General features: G+C 67.4%; 17 protein-coding genes and 4 tRNA genes. 12 read left to right on the forward strand and 9 right to left on the reverse strand.

Translation table 11 applies throughout. The features are described 5' to 3' along the window. Window positions 1-99: 99 nt before the first annotated feature. The 4 genes from ACLM5J_RS11730 to ACLM5J_RS11745 form a co-directional block, all read right to left on the reverse strand. A complete protein-coding gene (locus ACLM5J_RS11730) occupies window positions 100-843 on the reverse strand; it encodes a sirohydrochlorin chelatase (RefSeq protein ID WP_413656598.1) in 744 nt (247 codons plus the stop codon). Between the two features lie 64 nt (window positions 844-907). After that, window positions 908-1,654 (reverse strand): phosphoadenylyl-sulfate reductase, encoded by a 747-nt coding sequence (locus ACLM5J_RS11735; protein WP_413656599.1) that lies wholly within the window; start codon window positions 1,652-1,654, stop codon window positions 908-910. After that, window positions 1,651-1,842: a hypothetical protein gene (locus ACLM5J_RS11740; protein WP_413656600.1), complete on the reverse strand. Its 192-nt coding sequence runs from the start codon at window positions 1,840-1,842 to the stop codon at window positions 1,651-1,653. Before ACLM5J_RS11740 ends, ACLM5J_RS11735 begins: the two co-directional genes overlap by 4 nt. Window positions 1,843-1,845: 3 nt before the next feature. After that, window positions 1,846-3,561 (reverse strand): nitrite/sulfite reductase, encoded by a 1,716-nt coding sequence (locus ACLM5J_RS11745; protein ID WP_413656601.1) that lies wholly within the window; start codon window positions 3,559-3,561, stop codon window positions 1,846-1,848. Window positions 3,562-3,965: 404 nt separating this feature from the next. Between ACLM5J_RS11745 and ACLM5J_RS11750 the strand changes: the two genes are divergently transcribed. The 3 genes from ACLM5J_RS11750 to ACLM5J_RS11760 all read left to right on the forward strand — a co-directional run bounded on the left by ACLM5J_RS11750 (window position 3,966) and on the right by ACLM5J_RS11760 (window position 7,102). Then, window positions 3,966-5,408 carry a glycine hydroxymethyltransferase gene (locus ACLM5J_RS11750; RefSeq protein ID WP_413656602.1) on the forward strand — a complete coding sequence of 481 codons (1,443 nt, stop codon included), beginning with the start codon at window positions 3,966-3,968 and terminating at the stop codon, window positions 5,406-5,408. 159 nt (window positions 5,409-5,567) lie between these two features. Beyond that, the gene (locus tag ACLM5J_RS11755; protein ID WP_413656603.1) at window positions 5,568-6,677 is read left to right on the forward strand and encodes a potassium channel family protein; all 1,110 of its coding nucleotides are present in this window, start codon (window positions 5,568-5,570) and stop codon (window positions 6,675-6,677) included. Between the two features lie 152 nt (window positions 6,678-6,829). After that, complete coding sequence (locus ACLM5J_RS11760; protein ID WP_413656604.1) at window positions 6,830-7,102, forward strand: hypothetical protein; 273 nt, start codon at window positions 6,830-6,832, stop codon at window positions 7,100-7,102. A gap of 117 nt (window positions 7,103-7,219) precedes the next feature. Here the strand turns inward: ACLM5J_RS11760 and ACLM5J_RS11765 are convergent. Further along, window positions 7,220-7,291, reverse strand: a tRNA-Val gene (locus ACLM5J_RS11765). A 142-nt stretch (window positions 7,292-7,433) separates the two neighbouring features. Here ACLM5J_RS11765 and ACLM5J_RS11770 point away from each other — a divergent pair. Continuing rightward, window positions 7,434-7,862, forward strand: coding sequence for an SsgA family sporulation/cell division regulator (locus ACLM5J_RS11770; RefSeq protein WP_413656605.1), 429 nt, complete (start codon window positions 7,434-7,436; stop codon window positions 7,860-7,862). Between the two features lie 41 nt (window positions 7,863-7,903). On the opposite strand, the gene ACLM5J_RS11775 is transcribed toward ACLM5J_RS11770, so the two are convergent. After that, complete coding sequence (locus ACLM5J_RS11775) at window positions 7,904-8,725, reverse strand: aminotransferase class IV (protein ID WP_413656606.1); 822 nt, start codon at window positions 8,723-8,725, stop codon at window positions 7,904-7,906. A 115-nt stretch (window positions 8,726-8,840) separates the two neighbouring features. On the opposite strand from ACLM5J_RS11775, the gene ACLM5J_RS11780 reads away from it, so the two are divergent. The 4 genes from ACLM5J_RS11780 (at window position 8,841) to ACLM5J_RS11795 (ending at window position 10,214) form a co-directional block, all read left to right on the forward strand. Beyond that, a tRNA-Gly gene (locus ACLM5J_RS11780) sits at window positions 8,841-8,913 on the forward strand. Window positions 8,914-8,935: 22 nt separating this feature from the next. After that, window positions 8,936-9,006 (forward strand) — tRNA-Cys (locus tag ACLM5J_RS11785). 46 nt (window positions 9,007-9,052) lie between these two features. Then, window positions 9,053-9,127: transfer RNA gene (locus ACLM5J_RS11790), tRNA-Val, on the forward strand. A 325-nt stretch (window positions 9,128-9,452) separates the two neighbouring features. Further along, window positions 9,453-10,214, forward strand: a complete 762-nt coding sequence (locus ACLM5J_RS11795; protein ID WP_413656607.1) for a hypothetical protein — start codon at window positions 9,453-9,455, stop codon at window positions 10,212-10,214. 39 nt (window positions 10,215-10,253) lie between these two features. Here the strand turns inward: ACLM5J_RS11795 and ACLM5J_RS11800 are convergent, their stop codons facing one another. The 3 genes from ACLM5J_RS11800 to ACLM5J_RS11810 are packed head-to-tail and all read right to left on the reverse strand — an operon-like array spanning window position 10,254 to window position 12,858. Further along, the gene (locus ACLM5J_RS11800) at window positions 10,254-11,180 is read right to left on the reverse strand and encodes a COX15/CtaA family protein (RefSeq protein ID WP_413656608.1); all 927 of its coding nucleotides are present in this window, start codon (window positions 11,178-11,180) and stop codon (window positions 10,254-10,256) included. A gap of 8 nt (window positions 11,181-11,188) precedes the next feature. Then, entirely contained in the window at window positions 11,189-11,962 is a 774-nt protein-coding gene (locus tag ACLM5J_RS11805; protein WP_413656609.1) for an ABC transporter permease, read from the reverse strand. Continuing rightward, window positions 11,959-12,858, reverse strand: a complete 900-nt coding sequence (locus tag ACLM5J_RS11810) for an ABC transporter ATP-binding protein (protein ID WP_413656745.1) — start codon at window positions 12,856-12,858, stop codon at window positions 11,959-11,961. Before ACLM5J_RS11810 ends, ACLM5J_RS11805 begins: the two co-directional genes overlap by 4 nt. Before the next feature lie 244 nt (window positions 12,859-13,102). On the opposite strand from ACLM5J_RS11810, the gene ACLM5J_RS11815 reads away from it, so the two are divergent. The 4 genes from ACLM5J_RS11815 to sufB all read left to right on the forward strand — a co-directional run bounded on the left by ACLM5J_RS11815 (window position 13,103) and on the right by sufB (window position 17,192). Then, on the forward strand, window positions 13,103-14,077 hold the full coding sequence (locus ACLM5J_RS11815) for an ATP-binding cassette domain-containing protein (protein ID WP_413656610.1): 975 nt from the start codon (window positions 13,103-13,105) through the stop codon (window positions 14,075-14,077). Continuing rightward, entirely contained in the window at window positions 14,074-14,904 is an 831-nt protein-coding gene (locus ACLM5J_RS11820; protein ID WP_413656611.1) for an ABC transporter permease, read from the forward strand. The genes ACLM5J_RS11815 and ACLM5J_RS11820 overlap by 4 nt, the downstream gene beginning before the upstream one ends. 170 nt (window positions 14,905-15,074) lie before the next feature. Further along, window positions 15,075-15,758, forward strand: a complete 684-nt coding sequence (locus tag ACLM5J_RS11825) for a helix-turn-helix transcriptional regulator (RefSeq protein ID WP_413656612.1) — start codon at window positions 15,075-15,077, stop codon at window positions 15,756-15,758. A 9-nt stretch (window positions 15,759-15,767) separates the two neighbouring features. Further along, window positions 15,768-17,192, forward strand: a complete 1,425-nt coding sequence (gene sufB / locus ACLM5J_RS11830; RefSeq protein ID WP_413656613.1) for a Fe-S cluster assembly protein SufB — start codon at window positions 15,768-15,770, stop codon at window positions 17,190-17,192. Window positions 17,193-17,217 lie beyond the last annotated feature (25 nt).

Consider the following 17,217-nt stretch of genomic DNA (forward strand, 5'->3'; position numbering starts at 1 on the left):
CTGCTGAGCAACCCGCCAGCAGACAACAACGTTGCTTCCACCACCTGAACCCGCCAGCGTTTTCAGGGGCTTTTCGTCAGGGACTATCGCGGCTGTGGATTAAACGGGCACCAACTCGACAGCTCCGACCGCGTACCGGGCCAGGATCACCCGGGCCAGTTCGGGGTGAGCGCCCAGCGGAGCCGAGACGGCGACCGCACCGGCCTCGAGGGCGAGCTCGGCCGCTCGGTCCGGCAGGAAGCCGGGAGCCAGGAAGAGAGAGGCGACCGCGATGTGGCGCCGGCCCTCAGCGCGGAAGGCACGGACCGCTTCGCCGGTGGCCGGGGGAGCGGTCGAGGCGAAGGCCGCCTTGACCGGGAGCTTGTGGTGCGCGCCCCAGAGCCGTGCCAGGCGCGCCACCGAACGGTTCGCGAGCTGGTCGCTGGAACCGGCCGCCGCCAACACCAGCGCGTCGAGCTCGCGGATCCGTGCCTCCTTGAGGGCATCCCGCAGACGCTCGTCGAGCACCTCGAGGAACGCCGTCTCCAAGCCCAACACCTTGGTGGCCCGGATCTGCACGCCCTCGTGCAGTGCCGACTGCTCGGCGACGGCAGCAGGTACGTCGACCTTGGCGTGGTAGGCCTCGGTCAACAGCAGCGGAACTACCACGATCTCGTCGAAGCCGGATCGCACGAGCTTCTTGACCGCCGTCGCGAAACTCGGCTTGGCATGGTCGAGGAACGCGACCTCGACCCGCAGGTCAGGGCGCATGCCTCGAACCTGGGTGACGAGCGCGTTGATCGTCTCAAGCGATCGTGGATCGCGGCTTCCGTGAGCCAGACACACCATGGCAGGAGCGGTCATGTCCACGGCCTCCCTTCGAGAAACTTGTGGGGTTTCGACGCCGTTGTCGAGGTTGGAGTGCGAATCAGATGTGGATGCCGCACTCGGTTTTGTTCTGTCCGGCCCAACGGCCGCTGCGCGGGTCCTCGCCCGGGGCGACCCGGGACGTGCAGGGCCAGCAACCGATCGACGGGTAACCGTCGTAGACGAGAGGGTTCACCAGGACGCCGTTGTCCTCGATGTACTTCTCGACCTGCTCATCGCTCCAGCGAGCGATGGGCGAAACCTTGACCTTGCCCTTGCGCGCGTCCCAGCCGACGACCGGCGCGATCACCCGGTTACGGGTCTCCGCGCGGCGCAGGCCGGTCGCCCAGGCGTCGTAGCCGTCGAGGCTGGTCGCCAACGGCTGGACCTTGCGCAGCTTGCAGCACAGGTCGGAGTCACGCTTGTAGAGCTCCGGCCCGTACTCGGCGTCCTGCTCGGCCACGCTCTGAGCGGGCGTGATCGTGATCAGGTTGACCGGCAAGGTGTGCTTGACGGCGTCGGCGGTGCCGATCGTCTCGGCGAAGTGGTATCCCGTGTCCAGGAAGACCACGTCGATGCCGGGCGCCACCTTCGACGCCAGGTGTGCCAGGACGGCGTCACCCATCGACGAGGTGATGCAGAACCGTTCGCCGAAGGTGGCGACAGCCCATTCGATGATGTGCTCAGCCGGAGCGAGCTCCAGCTCGGCACCCATGTGCGAAACGATCTCGCGCAGTTCTTCGGGTGACCGGTCGGCGGTGTGGCTGCCGCGGTACGCGGCAGCTGCTGCGGTGGTGGATGCGGTCATGGCTTCTTCAGCGTTTCGGGTCGACGGAGCATTCCAAGCATCTTGAGCGAGAAGGCGCGCAGGCAGGCCCGGCACTCCCACGTGCCGCGGGGAGAGGTGACCTCGCCGTCGGCGTCCACGAGCTCATGAGGACGCAGGTCCTCGTTGCCGCAGAAGGGGCACAAGTACGGCACTGCGCGCTCGCTCATCGCTCAGACCCCAGCCAGCTCGGTACGGGGGTCGGACTCGCCGCGCAGCACGGTGTCGTCGGCGCGGGCGACCCAGGTCGCGAAGCGCTCGCCGTCCTCCCGCTCGATCAGGTAGGCGTGGACGACGTTGGTGATGTAGTCGTCGAGGCCGACGCTGGTGACCTTGTGTGCCCGCAGCTTGCGGCCGAAGTTGGTCTCCAGACCGAGCGCGCCACCGAGGTGGACCTGGAAGCCTTCCACCTGGTTGCCGTCGTCGTCGAGCACGAGCTGGCCCTTGAGGCCGATGTCGGCGACCTGGGTGCGCGCGCAGGAGTTCGGGCATCCGTTCACGTTGACGGTGATCGGGGTATCCAGGTCCGGGAAGCGCTGCTCCAGGGAGCCGACCAGCTGGCGAGCGCGCTCCTTGGTGTCGACGATGGCGAGCTTGCAGAACTCGATGCCGGTGCAGGCCATCGTGTTGCGGCGCCAGTTCGAGGGCTTCGCGTCCAGGCCGATCGCGGCCAGGTCGGTGACGAAGGCGTCGACGGCCTGCGGCGGCACGCCGAGCACGACCAGCTTCTGGTACGCGGTCAGGCGGGCACCGGCTGCGCCGTGCTTCTCGACGACGTCGGCGAGGTCGAGCAGCGTCTGGCCGTTGATCCGGCCGACGACCGGGGCTGCGCCGATGTAGAAGTTGCCGTCCTTCTGCTCGTGGACACCGATGTGGTCGCCCTGGGCGACCGGCGGCTGCGGCGACGGGTTGTTGACCAGTTCGCGCTTGAGGTACTCCTTCTCGAGGACCTCGCGGAACTTCTCCACGCCCCAGTCCGCGACCAGGAACTTCAGGCGGGCCCGCGAGCGCAGTCGGCGGTAACCGTAGTCACGGAAGATCGACGCGACGCCTTCCCAGGCGTCGGCGACCTCGTCGAGCGGGATCCAGACACCGAGCTTGACGGCGAGGTGCGGGTTCGTGGAAAGACCGCCACCGACCCACAGGTCGAAGCCGGGGCCGTGCTCGGGGTGCACGGTGCCCACGAAGGAGACGTCGTTCGCCTCGGGGGCGACGTCGTGGCTCGGGTGGCCGGTCAGTGCGGTCTTGAACTTCCGCGGGAAGTTCGAGAAGTCGGGGTTGCCGATGAAGCGACGCTTGATCTCGGCCAGCGCCTCGGTGCCGTCGATGATCTCGTCCTTGGCGACGCCGGCGACCGGCGAACCGAGGAACGGGCGCGGCGAGTCGCCGCAGGCTTCGAGGGTGGTCAGGCCGGCCGCGCCGAGACGCTCCCAGATCTCCGGGACGTCTTCGATCTCGATCCAGTGGTACTGGATGTTGCAGCGGTCGGTGATGTCGGCGGTGCCGCGGGCGAAATCGACCGAGACGCTGCCCAGGGCACGCAGCGCGTGCGGGTCCAGGATGACGCCGTCCGAGCGGACCCGCATCATGAAGTAGCGGGCGTCGAGCTCTTCCTCGGGGAGGGTGGCCGTCTTGCCGCCGTCGAATCCTTCGGCACGCTGGGTGTAGAGGCCCATCCAGCGGAAGCGGCCACGCAGGTCGGCCGGGTCGATGGAGTCGAAGCCACGCTTGGAGTAGATGCCGCGGATGCGAGCTTCAACGTTGAGCGGGTTGTCGTCCTTCTTGGACTGCTCGTTCTTGTTGAGCGGCTCGAGGTAGCCGAGCGCCCACTGGCCTTCGCCGCGCTTGGGGCGGGGACGAGCCTTGCGTGCCGGAGCCTGGTCAGTCATCTGGTGCGGGATCCTTACTCAGCAGGAGACGCGCGACGCGGGGCGACCAACGCTGCTTCGTTGCGGCGGAGTCGGCCTACGACCGGGCGCCCAGGAGGTGTGGAGACGAAGAAAGGGCGTGGGTCAGCAGGGCCAACACATCATGCTGCGGGTACGCCCGAAGTCCACGTGGCGTCGAACCACGAGGTAGGCGTGGGTGGCAGCACTGATCATGTGGCCCAGTCTCACGTGGCGGACACCCTTCCGACAAGGTGAAATCTCATGACGTGAGACTGGTGTCCACGACTTGAGACGTACCCCTGGGTAGCGGGGTGGTCCCACGCTGCGGGGGTGTCAGGGAAGAGGCGCGCGTCACACTCCGGCTGATGTTCGGGTGGGCGCGGAGGGCCACTACGCTTGGCCCCATGAGCGACCTGCCCTCCCTGACCAGCTCCGTCTATTCCCAGGCTCTCGAGGTCATTGCCTCGGTCGAGCCGCGGATCGCGGAGGCGACCCGCCAAGAGCTGGCCGACCAGCGTGCCTCGCTGAAGTTGATCGCGAGCGAGAACTACGCCTCGCCCGCCGTGCTGATGACCATGGGCACCTGGTTCAGCGACAAGTACGCCGAGGGAACCGTCGGCCACCGCTTCTACGCCGCCTGCCAGAACGTCGACACCGTCGAGTCCCTGGCCGCCGAGCACGCGCGCGAACTCTTCGGTGCCGAGTACGCCTACGTCCAGCCGCACTCGGGCATCGACGCCAACCTCGTCGCCTACTGGTCGATCCTCGCCAACCGGGTCGAGTCCCCGGCGCTGGAGAAGCTCGGCGCAAAGAACGTGAGCGAGCTGACCGAGGCGGACTGGGAGTCGCTCCGAGCCGAGCTCGGCAACCAGCGTCTGCTCGGTATGTCGCTCGACGCCGGTGGCCACCTGACCCACGGCTTCCGCCCGAACATCTCCGGCAAGATGTTCCACCAGCAGCAGTACGGCACCGACCCCGAGACCGGTCTGCTCGACTACGACGCCGTCCGGGCGAAGGCGAAGGAGTTCAAGCCGCTGGTGCTCGTCGCCGGCTACTCCGCCTACCCGCGCCGGGTGAACTTCGCCAAGATGCGCGAGATCGCCGACGAGGTCGGCGCCGTGCTGATGGTCGACATGGCGCACTTCGCCGGTCTGGTGGCAGGCAAGGTCTTCACCGGCGACGAGAACCCGGTGCCGCACGCCGACATCGTCACCACCACGACGCACAAGTCGCTGCGTGGGCCGCGTGGCGGCATGGTGCTGGCCACCAAGGAGTTCGCTGCCGACGTCGACCGCGGTTGCCCGATGGTCCTCGGTGGCCCGCTCAGCCACGTGATGGCTGCCAAGGCGGTCGCCCTGGCGGAGGCGCGCCAGCCCGCGTTCCAGACCTACGCACAGAACGTCGCCGACAACGCTCAGTCGTTGGCCGAGGGCTTCACCAAGCGCGGAGCGCGCCTGGTCACCGGCGGCACCGACAACCACATCGTGCTGCTCGACGTCACCTCGTTCGGTCTGACCGGTCGCCAGGCCGAGTCGGCTCTGCTCGACGCCGGTGTGGTCACCAACCGCAACTCCATCCCGTCCGACCCGAACGGCGCCTGGTACACCTCGGGCATCCGTTTCGGTACCCCGGCGCTGACCACTCGCGGCTTCGGTCACGACGAGTTCGACACGGTGGCCGAGCTGGTCGTCGACGTGCTGACCAACACCGCCGCCGGCACCACCAAGGCCGGCGGGCCGTCGAAGGCCTCCTACGTGCTGGGCGATGGCATTGCGGAGAAGACCCGCGCCGCGTCGGCCGAGATGCTCGACAAGCACCCGCTCTACCCGGGTCTCGAGCTCTCCTGACCCGAGGGCATCGCCTGATCCGTGAAACGGCCGACCTGCGCAGGCAGGTCGGCCGTTCGCGTTGCCGCTCGGTGTGGTTCGGCGTCCGGGGCTCGATCGAGTTCCGCCACGCGACCGCGAGGCCCGCGGTGCGGGTGCGGACGTGTCAGACTGCGCCACGTGGCTAACAGTGATTTGCCGGCTCCGCCGCGGGCGGAGGGTTCGAGCGCTTTCGGCGACATCGTCCTGCCCGACCGGAAGCGGTCGCCGTGGTGGGAGCTCGGACGGCGGATCCTCTTCGCCGTGGGGATCCTGGTCGGTACTGTGCTGCTGGTCTGGTTCGACCGGCACGGCTACCGCGACGGCGGTGACCCGACCGGCAAGGTCGACTTCATCGACTCGATGTACTACACGACCGTCACGCTCAGCACCACGGGATACGGCGACATCACGCCGGTCTCCGAACGGGCCCGCCTGATCAACGCGTTCGTGATCACCCCGGCACGTATCGGGTTCCTGGTGTTGTTGATCGGTACCACCCTGGAGGTTCTCGCCAACCAGGGTCGCGAGATGTTCCGGGTTGCCCGGTGGAGGAAGCACATGAATGACCACGTCGTGGTGATCGGTTACGGCACCAAGGGACGTAGCGCCATCGACACCCTGGCCCGCAACGGGATCCCGCGTGAATCGTTCGTCGTGGTCGACCCGCGGCCGACGGCCCGCGAGGAGGCCAACTCCGACGGCCTTGCGGTGATCGCCGGTGACGGCACGCGCCGCGAGGTGCTGCGCCGCGCTGGTGCGGCCCGCGCCAGCCAGGTGATCGTGACCACCGACCACGACGCGACCACGATGATGGCGGTGCTCACGGTGCGCCAGCAGAACGCCGAGGCCTACATCGTCGCCGCGGTGCGGGAACAGGACAACGTGCCGTTGCTGCGGCAGAGCGGCGCCGACTCCGTGGTGACGTCGAGCGAGGCGGTCGGCCGCCTGCTGGGGCTCTCGTCGCTGTCGCCGACGCTGGGGGCGGTGATGGAGGACCTGATGACCTACGGCGCCGGCCTGGAGGTCGCCGAACGCGACCTGCTGGTCAGCGAGGTGGGCAAGCAGCCGCAGACGCTGCCCGACCAGGTGATCGCGGTGGTGCGGGACGAGAAGGTCTACCGGTACTTCGATCCGGTGGTGACGTTGCTGGCCCGCGGTGACAGGTTGATCGTGGTGCGTCCGTCCCGAGAGAAGCCGTGGGCGCCCCGCCCCGGGACACACAACGAGGCCCTGGCGGACGAGGACTGAGGACGTTCGGCTGACCTGCGTGGTCCGATCGGGTAGTTCTTCTGGGACTTACGGTCACCGCTGACGGGTAACCGTCCCGCCGCGCGGGGGAGTTACCTACGGTGACTCATGTCCCGACCCGAAGGTGGCGGGGCAGCGAGGAGTCGGACGGCGTGGAGCGTGAGTATCGGGCAACCCCGCGAGAGGTGCTTGCTGCCGTGATGGCGGCCCGTCCCCGACGGTTCCACTTGGTGCGCGCGACCGCCTCCCTCATTCATGTCCGGGTGATTGCGGCGCACTCCACCGGTGTGGAGCAGAGCCTGCTCGTCCATCTGACGGCGACCGAGGCAGGCACGCTGGTCCGCGTCGAGCCAGGGCCGGAGCGATCGCTGCAGATCCGCGAGGAGGTTGTCGCTGACTTCCTGAGGAGCTTGGTCAGCGCTTAGCTCGCGCGCATCGGCTGAGGACGTACTGGCGCTCTCGCGCGCGGAGACTCGGCTGGCGAGCCGACCCCGGAAACGGAAAGAGCCCCTCGAGAGGGGCTCTGACCTGCGGTGTTGCGGTGGGCGATACTGGGTTCGAACCAGTGACCTCTTCGGTGTGAACGAAGCGCGCTACCACTGCGCCAATCGCCCGCGACGTGTGGAACATTAACGCATCCGAGGGGAGGTTGAGTAATCGACCTCAAAGTGACCAGAAATCTCGGCCGTTTTCGCGTCATGTCCTTACCGCTATCGCGTTCCTACCTCAGGAGCACGATCCAGTTGGGAGGGCAGGATGTTCAATCGCGCAGAAGGTGGCGGTTCGTCGGTGCGTCAGTCGGTGACGATGCACTGCGTCGATGTCGGTGTTGCGGCTGCCCTCGATGTCGACCTCGGCTATAGTGAACACGACCCCTACGCGGTGACCGCGTCCTTCCAGACCGAGTACGGCGAGGTCGTCTGGACCTTCGCTCGCGATCTGTTGATCCGCGGACTCACCCGTCCGGTCGGCGATGGCGACGTCGAGGTCTGGCCAGCAGTCGGGATGACGGGTGCCGCGATGGTGCGCATCGAGTTCCGCTCTCCTGACGGCGAGCTCCTGGTGGAGACGCCGAGCCGCGGGATCACCGCCTTCGTCAACCAGAGCATGCAGGTCGTTCCGCTCGGTGAGGAGTCGGCGCACCTCGACGTCGACGACCTGATCGACCAACTGCTCGGCGTCTGAGATCCACGGACTCTCGACCCCACCTGATCTGAGCGGAGCGATCAGGGATCGATGTCGGCCGCGGACCGCGCAGCGAAGATGTGGGCGGCCTCCTGGGTGATCGGCCCTGGTGCGGCGACCGAGCGCCCGTCGTGCGCGTGCACGCCCTGGACGTCGCGGGTGGTCGAGGCGAGGAAGATCTCACTCGCCTCCGCCAACACCTCGACCGACTCGTCGATCTCGCGCGCCCCCGCCCACTCGAGCAGCAGCGCCCTGGTGACCCCGGCCAGACAGCCGCTGGCCAGCGTCGGCGTGCGTAGTTCGCCGTCGAGTACGTAGAAGACGTTGGAGCCCGTCCCCTCGCACAGGTTCCCGGCCAGGTTGGCGAACAGTGCCTCCGCGGCACCCGCGCGCTGGGCGTGGGCCAGCGCCACCACGTTCTCGCCGTAGGACGTCGTCTTGAGGCCCGTGAGCGCGCTTCGTTCGTTACGGGGCCACGGGACCAGGCAGGTGGACGCGGTCGGCGGGTACGGCGTCATCGGGCTGACGGCGACTACCAGCGTCGGCTCGGAGTCGGTCCGGCCGGAACCCATCGGGGCCGGCCCGCCGGTGTAGGTGATCCGGATCCGGCCGAGGGGGAGCGGGTTGTTCGCCAGGACGGCGTCGACCCCGGTCCGCACCTGGGTCAGGTCGACCTGGGGGAGCCCGAGCCCCTCGGCGCTGTGCGCGAGCCGGTTCAGATGGCGGGTCAGGGCGAACGGGGCGCCGTCGACGACCTTGATCGCTTCGAAGACTCCGTCGCCGACGGTGAAGCCATGGTCGGAGATGGTGATCGCCGGGGCGGTCGGATCGGTCAGGAGTTCGCCATTCATCCACGCGTGCATGGCCCCACCGTAGCTGTGCGAACACGCCCAATGGACCCCGGATTTTGCACGTCGAACGGGTTCGGCTAATGTTCTCGTCGTTGCCCGGTACGGCGAAAGCCCGAACGGAAGACAAGCGGACGTAGCTCAGTTGGTAGAGCGCAACCTTGCCAAGGTTGAGGTCGCGAGTTCGAGCCTCGTCGTCCGCTCTGAGAGGTTACTTGCCTCCGCGGTGGGTTGGCCGAGAGGCGAGGCAACGGACTGCAAATCCGTGTACACGGGTTCAAATCCCGTACCCACCTCCCATGTAATAATGTGGACAACCCCCAAAATATAACTAAAAATCACGGGCGATTGGCGCAGCGGTAGCGCGCTTCCTTGACACGGAAGAGGTCACTGGTTCAAACCCAGTATCGCCCACCATGAGAAACACCCTCTGAGCTGCGGTTATGCAGAGCAGAGGGTGTTTTTCATTGCCTGCACTCCTCCTTGAAATGAGCACGAGTCTCCTAAAGGAGACGGGTGACAGCACGGGGACAGCTGAATCAGATCAGCGGGCGCGAGCCATTGAGGGAGCCTCGGGATGCCTCGTTGTACGCGCAGAAGGCGTGTTTGGACGTGGGATGCGTGCCAACGACGCGGAAGAGGTCCCTGGTTCCAACCCAGTTTCGCCCACCGCCTCAGAGTCGGATTGGAAACAGTCCGGCTCTCGCTGTTTCGCACATAGGATCGCTCAGGGGACAGGGCGGTGCAGACGACAGCGGGGGAGAGCATGGTCCGGTGGGCGGCAGGAGCGCTGCTGCTGGCGACGGCGTCGCTGGTGGGGTGTAGCGGGCAGGACGGGCACCGGTGGCTCGCCTCACCCTCGGGAGAGTGCTCCTACGACCGGCTGCGACTGCTGCCGGCTCTGGAGGCCGCGATGCCCAGCGACGCCACCGTGCGGATGGAGATGGCGGCGACCGGCGGCGACGACTCCATGTCTATGTCAGGGGTCCTTGCCTACACGCCGACCGGGCCCGAGATGGAGATGAGCTACGGAGGACCGGAGCCGTTCACGTTGGTCGCCGTCGACGGCCGGCTCTTCATCAACGAGGTGCCGGGCGGCGAGTACTTCGAGCTCGACCTTGAGCATCCGGAGGCAGCGGAGCTCGCCGACATGATGGCTCAGATGGACGTGAGCGCCAGCTTCGACGCCTGGCGCGCCGGCCTGCGTGGGGTGAGGTCGCTCGGCCCGGGGACGATCGTCTCCGCTGAAGAGGGCCGGGAGGACGTCTGCCACTACGTGCTGGAGGTGGACTTCGCTGATGCGGCAGCGGCTGCCGGAGAGAAGGTTCCCCGGGGCGCCCCAGAGCGCATCGACTACGACCTCTATGTCACTGCCGACGATCTGATCCGCCGGGTGACATTCACGAGCGGCCCGATGAAGGCGACGATGGACATGACGAAGTGGAACGAGCCAGTCGACATTCGGGTGCCCAGTAATCTCGGCTACCCGGAGGATGAGGTCTGAACCGCTTGCCAAGGCCTCCTGCGCACTGCTGAGCCGGTCTCAGCCCTGCGGGGAGGCCTCGCCACTGGTCCAGGCCAGGAGGCGGCCGTGGTGGGTATGTGTGGCGGTGTGCGGACGGGTGGCCAGCACGATCCGGGCGAAGCCTGCTGCGAGCAGTCCGGCGCCGAGCATGTGCAGGGCGACCAGGAGGACCGGAAGGTCGAGCACGTACTGGCTCCAGCCGACGACGCCCTGGAGGAGCTCAAGGGCGAGCAGGGCAGCGGTGACGATGGTCAACCAGCGGTTCCCGGATCGGATCGCCAACACCAGCAGGAGGATGGTCAGCGCGACCAGCAGGTAGACCGAGGCCGCGTGGATCTGGGAGATCGTCGCGGGGTCGATGCCGTTCCGCTTGGCCTCCTCGTCGCCCGCATGCGGCCCGGCGCCAGTCACCACGGTGCCCAGATAGAGGACGACCCAGCCGACCAGCATGATCGCGGCCGCCGTCAGCCGGATAGCGGCGGGCGCAGCGCTGCGGGTGGGGCTGCGCAGGTGGTCCAGCATGGCCAGGCAGATCATGATCATCAGCATCGAGGCCAAGAAGTGCAGCGAGACGACCCACGGGTTGAGGTCGGTCAACACGGTGATCCCGCCGATCACGGCCTGCAGCGGGATACCCAGCGCAACGATCAACGAGTAGCGCGTCGAGAGCCGGTCCTTGGCCCAGAGTGCGGCGAAGAAGCAGGCGATCGCGATGATCGCAAGAGCGAAGGTGAGCATCCGGTTGCCGAACTCGATCGCGCCGTGGATACCCATCGACGGGTGGGTCGTGTACGACTCGTCGGTGCACTTGGGCCAGGTGGGGCACCCCAGTCCGGAGCCGGTGAGACGGACGGCCGCGCCGGTCACCACGATCCCGATGTTCGCAAGCAGGTTCGCGACGGCGAGTGGCCACAGCCAGGAGGCGAGGCGCTGCTTGTAACCCATGGTGATCTCTACTCCCACTTGAAGAAACGGCCGGCGAGGGTGCCGCCGACCAGGGCCCAGGCGGCAAGGATCGCCAAGGCGCCGAGGTTGAACGTGCCGTCGATGAACGCGCTACGCATCGCGTCACCGATCGCTGCCGAGGGCAGGGCCTGCAACAGTTCGCCCGCTCCACCGTAGGTGTCGCGGGGGAAGACCACCGCGCCACCGGCGAGCAGCAGCAGATAGATCATGTTGGCGCCGGCCAATGTGGCCTCGGCGCGTAACGTCCCGGCCAGCGCCAGGCCGAGCCCGGCGAAGGCGCAGGTCCCGAGCAGCGCGGCGGCGATCGCGGCCAGCACTCCGATCAAGCCGGGCGACGGCTCCCAGCCCAAGGCCAGGGCGACGCCGCAGATCACGATCGCCTGCAGGACCTGGACACCGAGCAGCGCGAGCACCTTGCCGAGTAGCAGCCCGACCCGGGGGAGCGGTGATGCGCCGAGTCGCTTCAGCAGCCCGTATCGGCGCTCGAAGCCGGTCGCGATGGCCAGCGAGGTGAACGCCGTCGACATCACGGCCAGCGCGAGCACACCCGGCGTCAGGACGTCGATCGGACGGTTGTCGATCGCGAGGTCGATCCTGCGCGCGGCCAGCGTGCCGCCGACCAGCGCGATCATCGGGATGACCACGGCGAGCAGCAGGTGCTCACCGTTGCGCAGGATCAGTCGACTCTCCATCGAGGCCTGCGCCAGTACCTGGCGGTGGAACGGTGCCGAACCCGGCGCCGGGGCGAAGGTGCCGCTCATGCGCGGAGCTCCCGTCCGGTGTGCTGCAAGAAGACATCCTCCAGAGTGCGCTGCCCCAAGGTGAGCGACTCGGGGAGAACCCCGTGCTCGGCGCACCATTGGGAGACCTTGGCCAGCGTCTGCGCATCGGCAGGACCGGTGATCAGCAGACTCTGGTTGTTGATCGCGGACACCTCGGTCTCCGGGCCGAGAGCGGCCTGGAGTGAGGCCGGCGCGGTCGGCGGGAACGGCTCGGTGACGACGAGGCGGATCGTCGCGTGGCCGCTGGATCGGGTGGTCAGGTCGAACGGCGAACCGGAGATGACCAGCCGCCCGCGGTCGATGATGTGCACCTGGTCGGCCAACCGTTCGGCCTCGTCCATGTAGTGCGTGGTCAGCACGACGGTCACCCCGTCGGCGCGCATCTCTTCGAGCAGCTCCCAGGTGTCGCGACGTGCGGCCGGGTCCATGCCTGCTGTCGGCTCGTCGACGAAGCAGAGTTCGGGACGACCGATCACCGCCATCGCCAGACCGAGCCGTTGCTGTTGGCCGCCGGAGAGGCGTCGATACGGCGTTCGGCCGCAGTCGGCCAGACCGAGCCGTTCGACGAGCAGGTCCACCGGCAAAGGGTTCGCGTGCAGCGACGCGATGTGGCGCAGCATCTCCTCGGCCCGGACTCCGGACCAGGCGCCGCCGTCCTGAAGCATCACGCCGATCCGGGGGAGCAGCTCCTTGCGCTGGGTGTGCGGGTCGAGCCCCAACACCCGGACCTGGCCGGACTGCGGGCGTCGGTAGCCCTCGCAGGTCTCCAGGGTCGTCGTCTTGCCGGCACCGTTGGGTCCGAGCACCGCGGTGATGGTGCCGCGCTCGACGGTGAGAGAGAGGTCATCGACGGCGATCTTGTCGCCGTACTTCATCGTCAGACCATCGACGAGTACGGCAGGATCAGTCGCAGGCACGCGGTAAGTCTAGGGAGCCGTCGCGAGGCTCAAGCATCGGGGACCGATGAGTTGGCGGGCCCCGGCCGGTCCATTCGGCTATGAGAACCCGAAGTGGAACCCCGAAGCAGAGATCCGCCCCGGCCGACGCCGGGCAGAAGCGGCCGCCGGGCGGTCGTAGAAATCGGTCGCGACTGTCGGCCCCTGCCCCTAGGGTCGAAGAATGAGTTCGGAACCCGCGATCGTCGCGGACAACCTAGTCAAGAAGTTCGGCGACACGGTGGCGGTCGACGGCGTCAGCTTCTCCGTACCCCAGGGCACCGTCCTGGGCCTCCTCGGCCCGAACGGTGCGGGCAAGACCACGACCGTCCGGATGATGACCACCCTGACGAAGCCGACGTCGGGGAGCGCCCGGGTCGCCGGGTTCGACGTCGTCCAGGATCCCGCCGGGGTCAGGCGCAGCATGGGGCTGACCGGCCAGGCCGCGACTGTCGACGAGTTGCTCACCGGACGGGAGAACCTCCGCCTGATCGGCGCGCTCTACGGGCTCTCGCCGTCCTACATCCGGAGCGCCAGCGACGACCTCCTGGAGCGGTTCTCGCTCACTGAGGCGGGTAACCGCGTGGTCAAGCAGTACTCCGGCGGCATGCGGCGTCGTCTCGACCTGGCGGTCAGCCTGATCGCGACGCCGCCGGTGCTCTTCCTCGACGAGCCCACCACCGGTCTCGATCCGCGCAGCCGCGTCGAACTGTGGGACGTCCTGCGCGGTCTGGTCAGCGACGGCACCACGCTGCTGTTGACCACCCAGTACCTCGAGGAGGCCGACCAGTTGGCGGACCGGATCGTGGTGATCGACCGCGGCTCGGTGATCGCCGAGGGCACGGCTCTCCAACTCAAGGACGCCTCCGGGCGGGCCGCTGTCGTGGTCACCGTCTCCAACGCAGCCGACCTGGCCCAGGCGGAGGCACTGCTCCGCGGTGTCACCGGCGAGGCCCACGTGGACGCCGCCGCACGGCAGTTGACGGCTCCGGCCGGCGGGCTGGGGGATATGACCAAGGTCGCCGCAGCTTTCGAGAACACCGGCATCGAGCTCGACGACCTGGGCCTCAAGCGGCCCAGTCTCGACGACGTCTTCCTTCATCTCACCGGGCACCGTGCCGAGCAGGCCGAAGCCCTCGACGCGGAGGTCCCCGCATGAGTGCACCTGCTCTGACCCGACCCGAGATCCGGCCCGCCGGCCTGATCCGGGCCTCGTTCACGATCATGCGGCGCAACCTGATCCACATCCGGCGGATGCCGGAGATGCTGATGGACGTCACCATCCAGCCGGTGATGTTCGTGCTGCTCTTCGCCTACGTCTTCGGTGCCTCGATCAGCGCTCAGTCGCCGTCGGGCTACCGGGAGTGGCTGCTGCCCGGAATCATGGGGCAGACGATCGCCTTCGCCTCCTTCATCGTGGCGGTCGGGCTGACCGCCGACATCGACAAGGGCGTCGTGGACCGGATGCGGTCGCTGCCGATCCACCCGGCCTCGGTGCTGGTCGGGCGCAGCATGTCCAGCATGCTGCACTCCAGCATCGGCATCGTGGTCATGTCGATCACCGGCCTCTTCATCGGCTGGAGGATCCGTGGCAGCTTCTTCGACGCGGCCCTCGGCTATGCGCTGGTCCTGCTCTGGGGCTTCGCGATGATCTGGGTCGGGATCTGGGTGGGGTCGGCGATGCGTTCGGTCGAGGCCGTCAACGGCGTCATGTTCACCACGATGTTCCCGATCACCTTCCTCGCCAACACCTTCGCGCCGACCGAGCCGATGCCGAACTGGCTGCGGACGATCGCCGAGTGGAACCCGATCTCCTCGTTGGTCCAAGGGATGCGAGAACTCTGGGGGAACACCCCGCCGGCTCCGGACTCGGCGGCTTGGCCGCTGCAGCACCCGGTGCTCTCCACGGTGATCTGGACCGTCGGTATCACCGCCGTGGTGGCCCCGATGGCCCTGCGCAGCTTCCGCAGGCGTACCCAGGACTGAGCGCGGCACAGTCACCTGCGTCACCTTTTCTGCAGCTATGACGGCGTCTCCCCGCGGGAGGCGCCGTCTTGGTGTGACCTTCGCCACTTCGCCTCAGATCGTGAGCGTGCGGCTTAGGGCAGCCTTGCTTGAAGCGGCTGGTTCATTAACGTCACACTGATGTTGTGCAAATGGTTCGTCCGACTCCCGCGCCCCTCGAAGGGGATGCGCCCACCCGTGCCCGGGTGGTTCAGGCGATCCTGGAAAGCGGCCCGTCGACGGCCGCCGCACTGGCTGAACAGATGGACCTGACGCCGGCCGCGGTTCGTCGTCACCTCGACCACCTGGTCGAGGAAGGCGTCGTCGAGTCGAGCGAGGAGCGGGTCTACGGCTCGCGTCGTCGGGGCCGTCCTGCCCGTGTCTTCGCGCTGACTGCGACCGGCCGTGACGGCCTGGAGCACCAGTACGACTCGCTGGCGGCCGATGTCCTGCGTTTCCTCGCCGAGACCCAGGGCGAGGAGGCCGTCGTCGAGTTCGCCCGGCGCCGGGTGGCCTTCCTCGACCGTGAGTTCGCCAAGCTCGCAGCCGCACGGCCGGACCTTTCCGGCGCGCAGGTGCTGGCCGAGGTGCTCACCGCCGGTGGCTACACCGCAGGTGTGCGCCAGCTCCCGATGGCCGACCAGCTCTGCCAGCAGCACTGCCCGGTCTCGCACGTCGCGGCCGAGTTCCCGCAGCTGTGCGAGGCCGAGACCGAGGCGATCGGCCGAGTCCTCGGCCGTCACGTCCAGCGGCTGGCCACCATCGCCCACGGCGACGGTGTCTGCACCACCAGCATCCCCACACTTCCCGAGACCATCAACAAGCAGAACGGATGAGTTGAAGTCATGACTGTCAACCCGATCGAAGAGCTGAACCCCGAGCTCAAGGGCATTGGACGTTACGAGTTCGGTTGGGCCGACGCTGACGTCGCCGGTGCGGACGCGACGCGTGGACTCAACGAAGCCGTGGTTCGCGATATCTCGGCGAAGAAGAACGAGCCGCAGTGGATGCTCGACATGCGCCTGAAGGGCCTCAAGCTCTTCGGTCGCAAGCCCATGCCGACCTGGGGCTCCGACCTCGACGGCATCGACTTCGACAACATCAAGTACTTCGTGCGGTCGTCGGAGAAGCAGGCCCAGAGCTGGGAAGACCTCCCCGAGGACATCAAGAACACCTACGACAAGCTCGGTATCCCGGAGGCGGAGAAGCAGCGCCTGGTCGCCGGCGTCGCGGCTCAGTACGAGTCCGAGGTCGTGTATCACTCGATCCGTGAGGACCTCGAGGAGCAGGGTGTTCTCTTCCTCGACACCGACACCGCGCTCAAGGAGCAGCCGGAGCTGTTCCAGGAGTACTTCGGCACCGTGATCCCCACCGGTGACAACAAGTTCTCCGCGCTGAACACCGCGGTCTGGTCCGGCGGCTCGTTCATCTACGTGCCCAAGGGTGTCCACGTCGACATCCCGCTGCAGGCCTACTTCCGGATCAACACCGAGAACATGGGTCAGTTCGAGCGGACCCTGATCATCGTCGACGAAGACGCGTACGTGCACTACGTCGAAGGCTGCACCGCCCCGATCTACAGCTCCGACTCGCTGCACTCCGCGGTCGTCGAGATCATCGTGAAGAAGGGCGGTCGCTGCCGCTACACGACGATCCAGAACTGGTCGAACAACGTGTACAACCTGGTCACCAAGCGCGCGGTCTGTGAAGCCGGCGCGACGATGGAGTGGGTCGACGGCAACATCGGCTCCAAGGTCACCATGAAGTACCCGGCCGTCTACCTGATGGGCGAGCACGCCAAGGGCGAGACCCTCTCCATCGCGTTCGCCGGTGAGGGCCAGCACCAGGACGCCGGCGCCAAGATGGTGCACGCCGCGCCGAACACGTCCTCGTCGATCCTGTCGAAGTCGGTCGCCCGCGGCGGTGGCCGTACCTCCTACCGAGGCCTGATCCAGGTCAACGAGGGCGCCCACGGCTCGAAGTCGAACGTGCTCTGTGACGCGCTGCTGGTCGACCAGATCAGCCGCTCCGACACCTATCCGTACGTCGACATCCGCGAGGACGACGTCTCCATGGGTCACGAGGCCTCGGTCTCCAAGGTCTCCGACGACCAGCTCTTCTACCTGATGAGCCGCGGCATGGCCGAGGACGAGGCGATGGCGATGATCGTGCGCGGCTTCGTCGAGCCGATCGCCAAGGAGCTCCCGATGGAGTACGCCCTGGAGCTCAACCGGTTGATCGAGCTGCAGATGGAAGGCGCGGTCGGCTGATCGCCGCTTCCGAGACCGACGAGAC

The sequence above is a fragment of the Nocardioides sp. Bht2 genome, from assembly GCF_047308515.1.
Taxonomy (GTDB): domain Bacteria; phylum Actinomycetota; class Actinomycetes; order Propionibacteriales; family Nocardioidaceae; genus Nocardioides.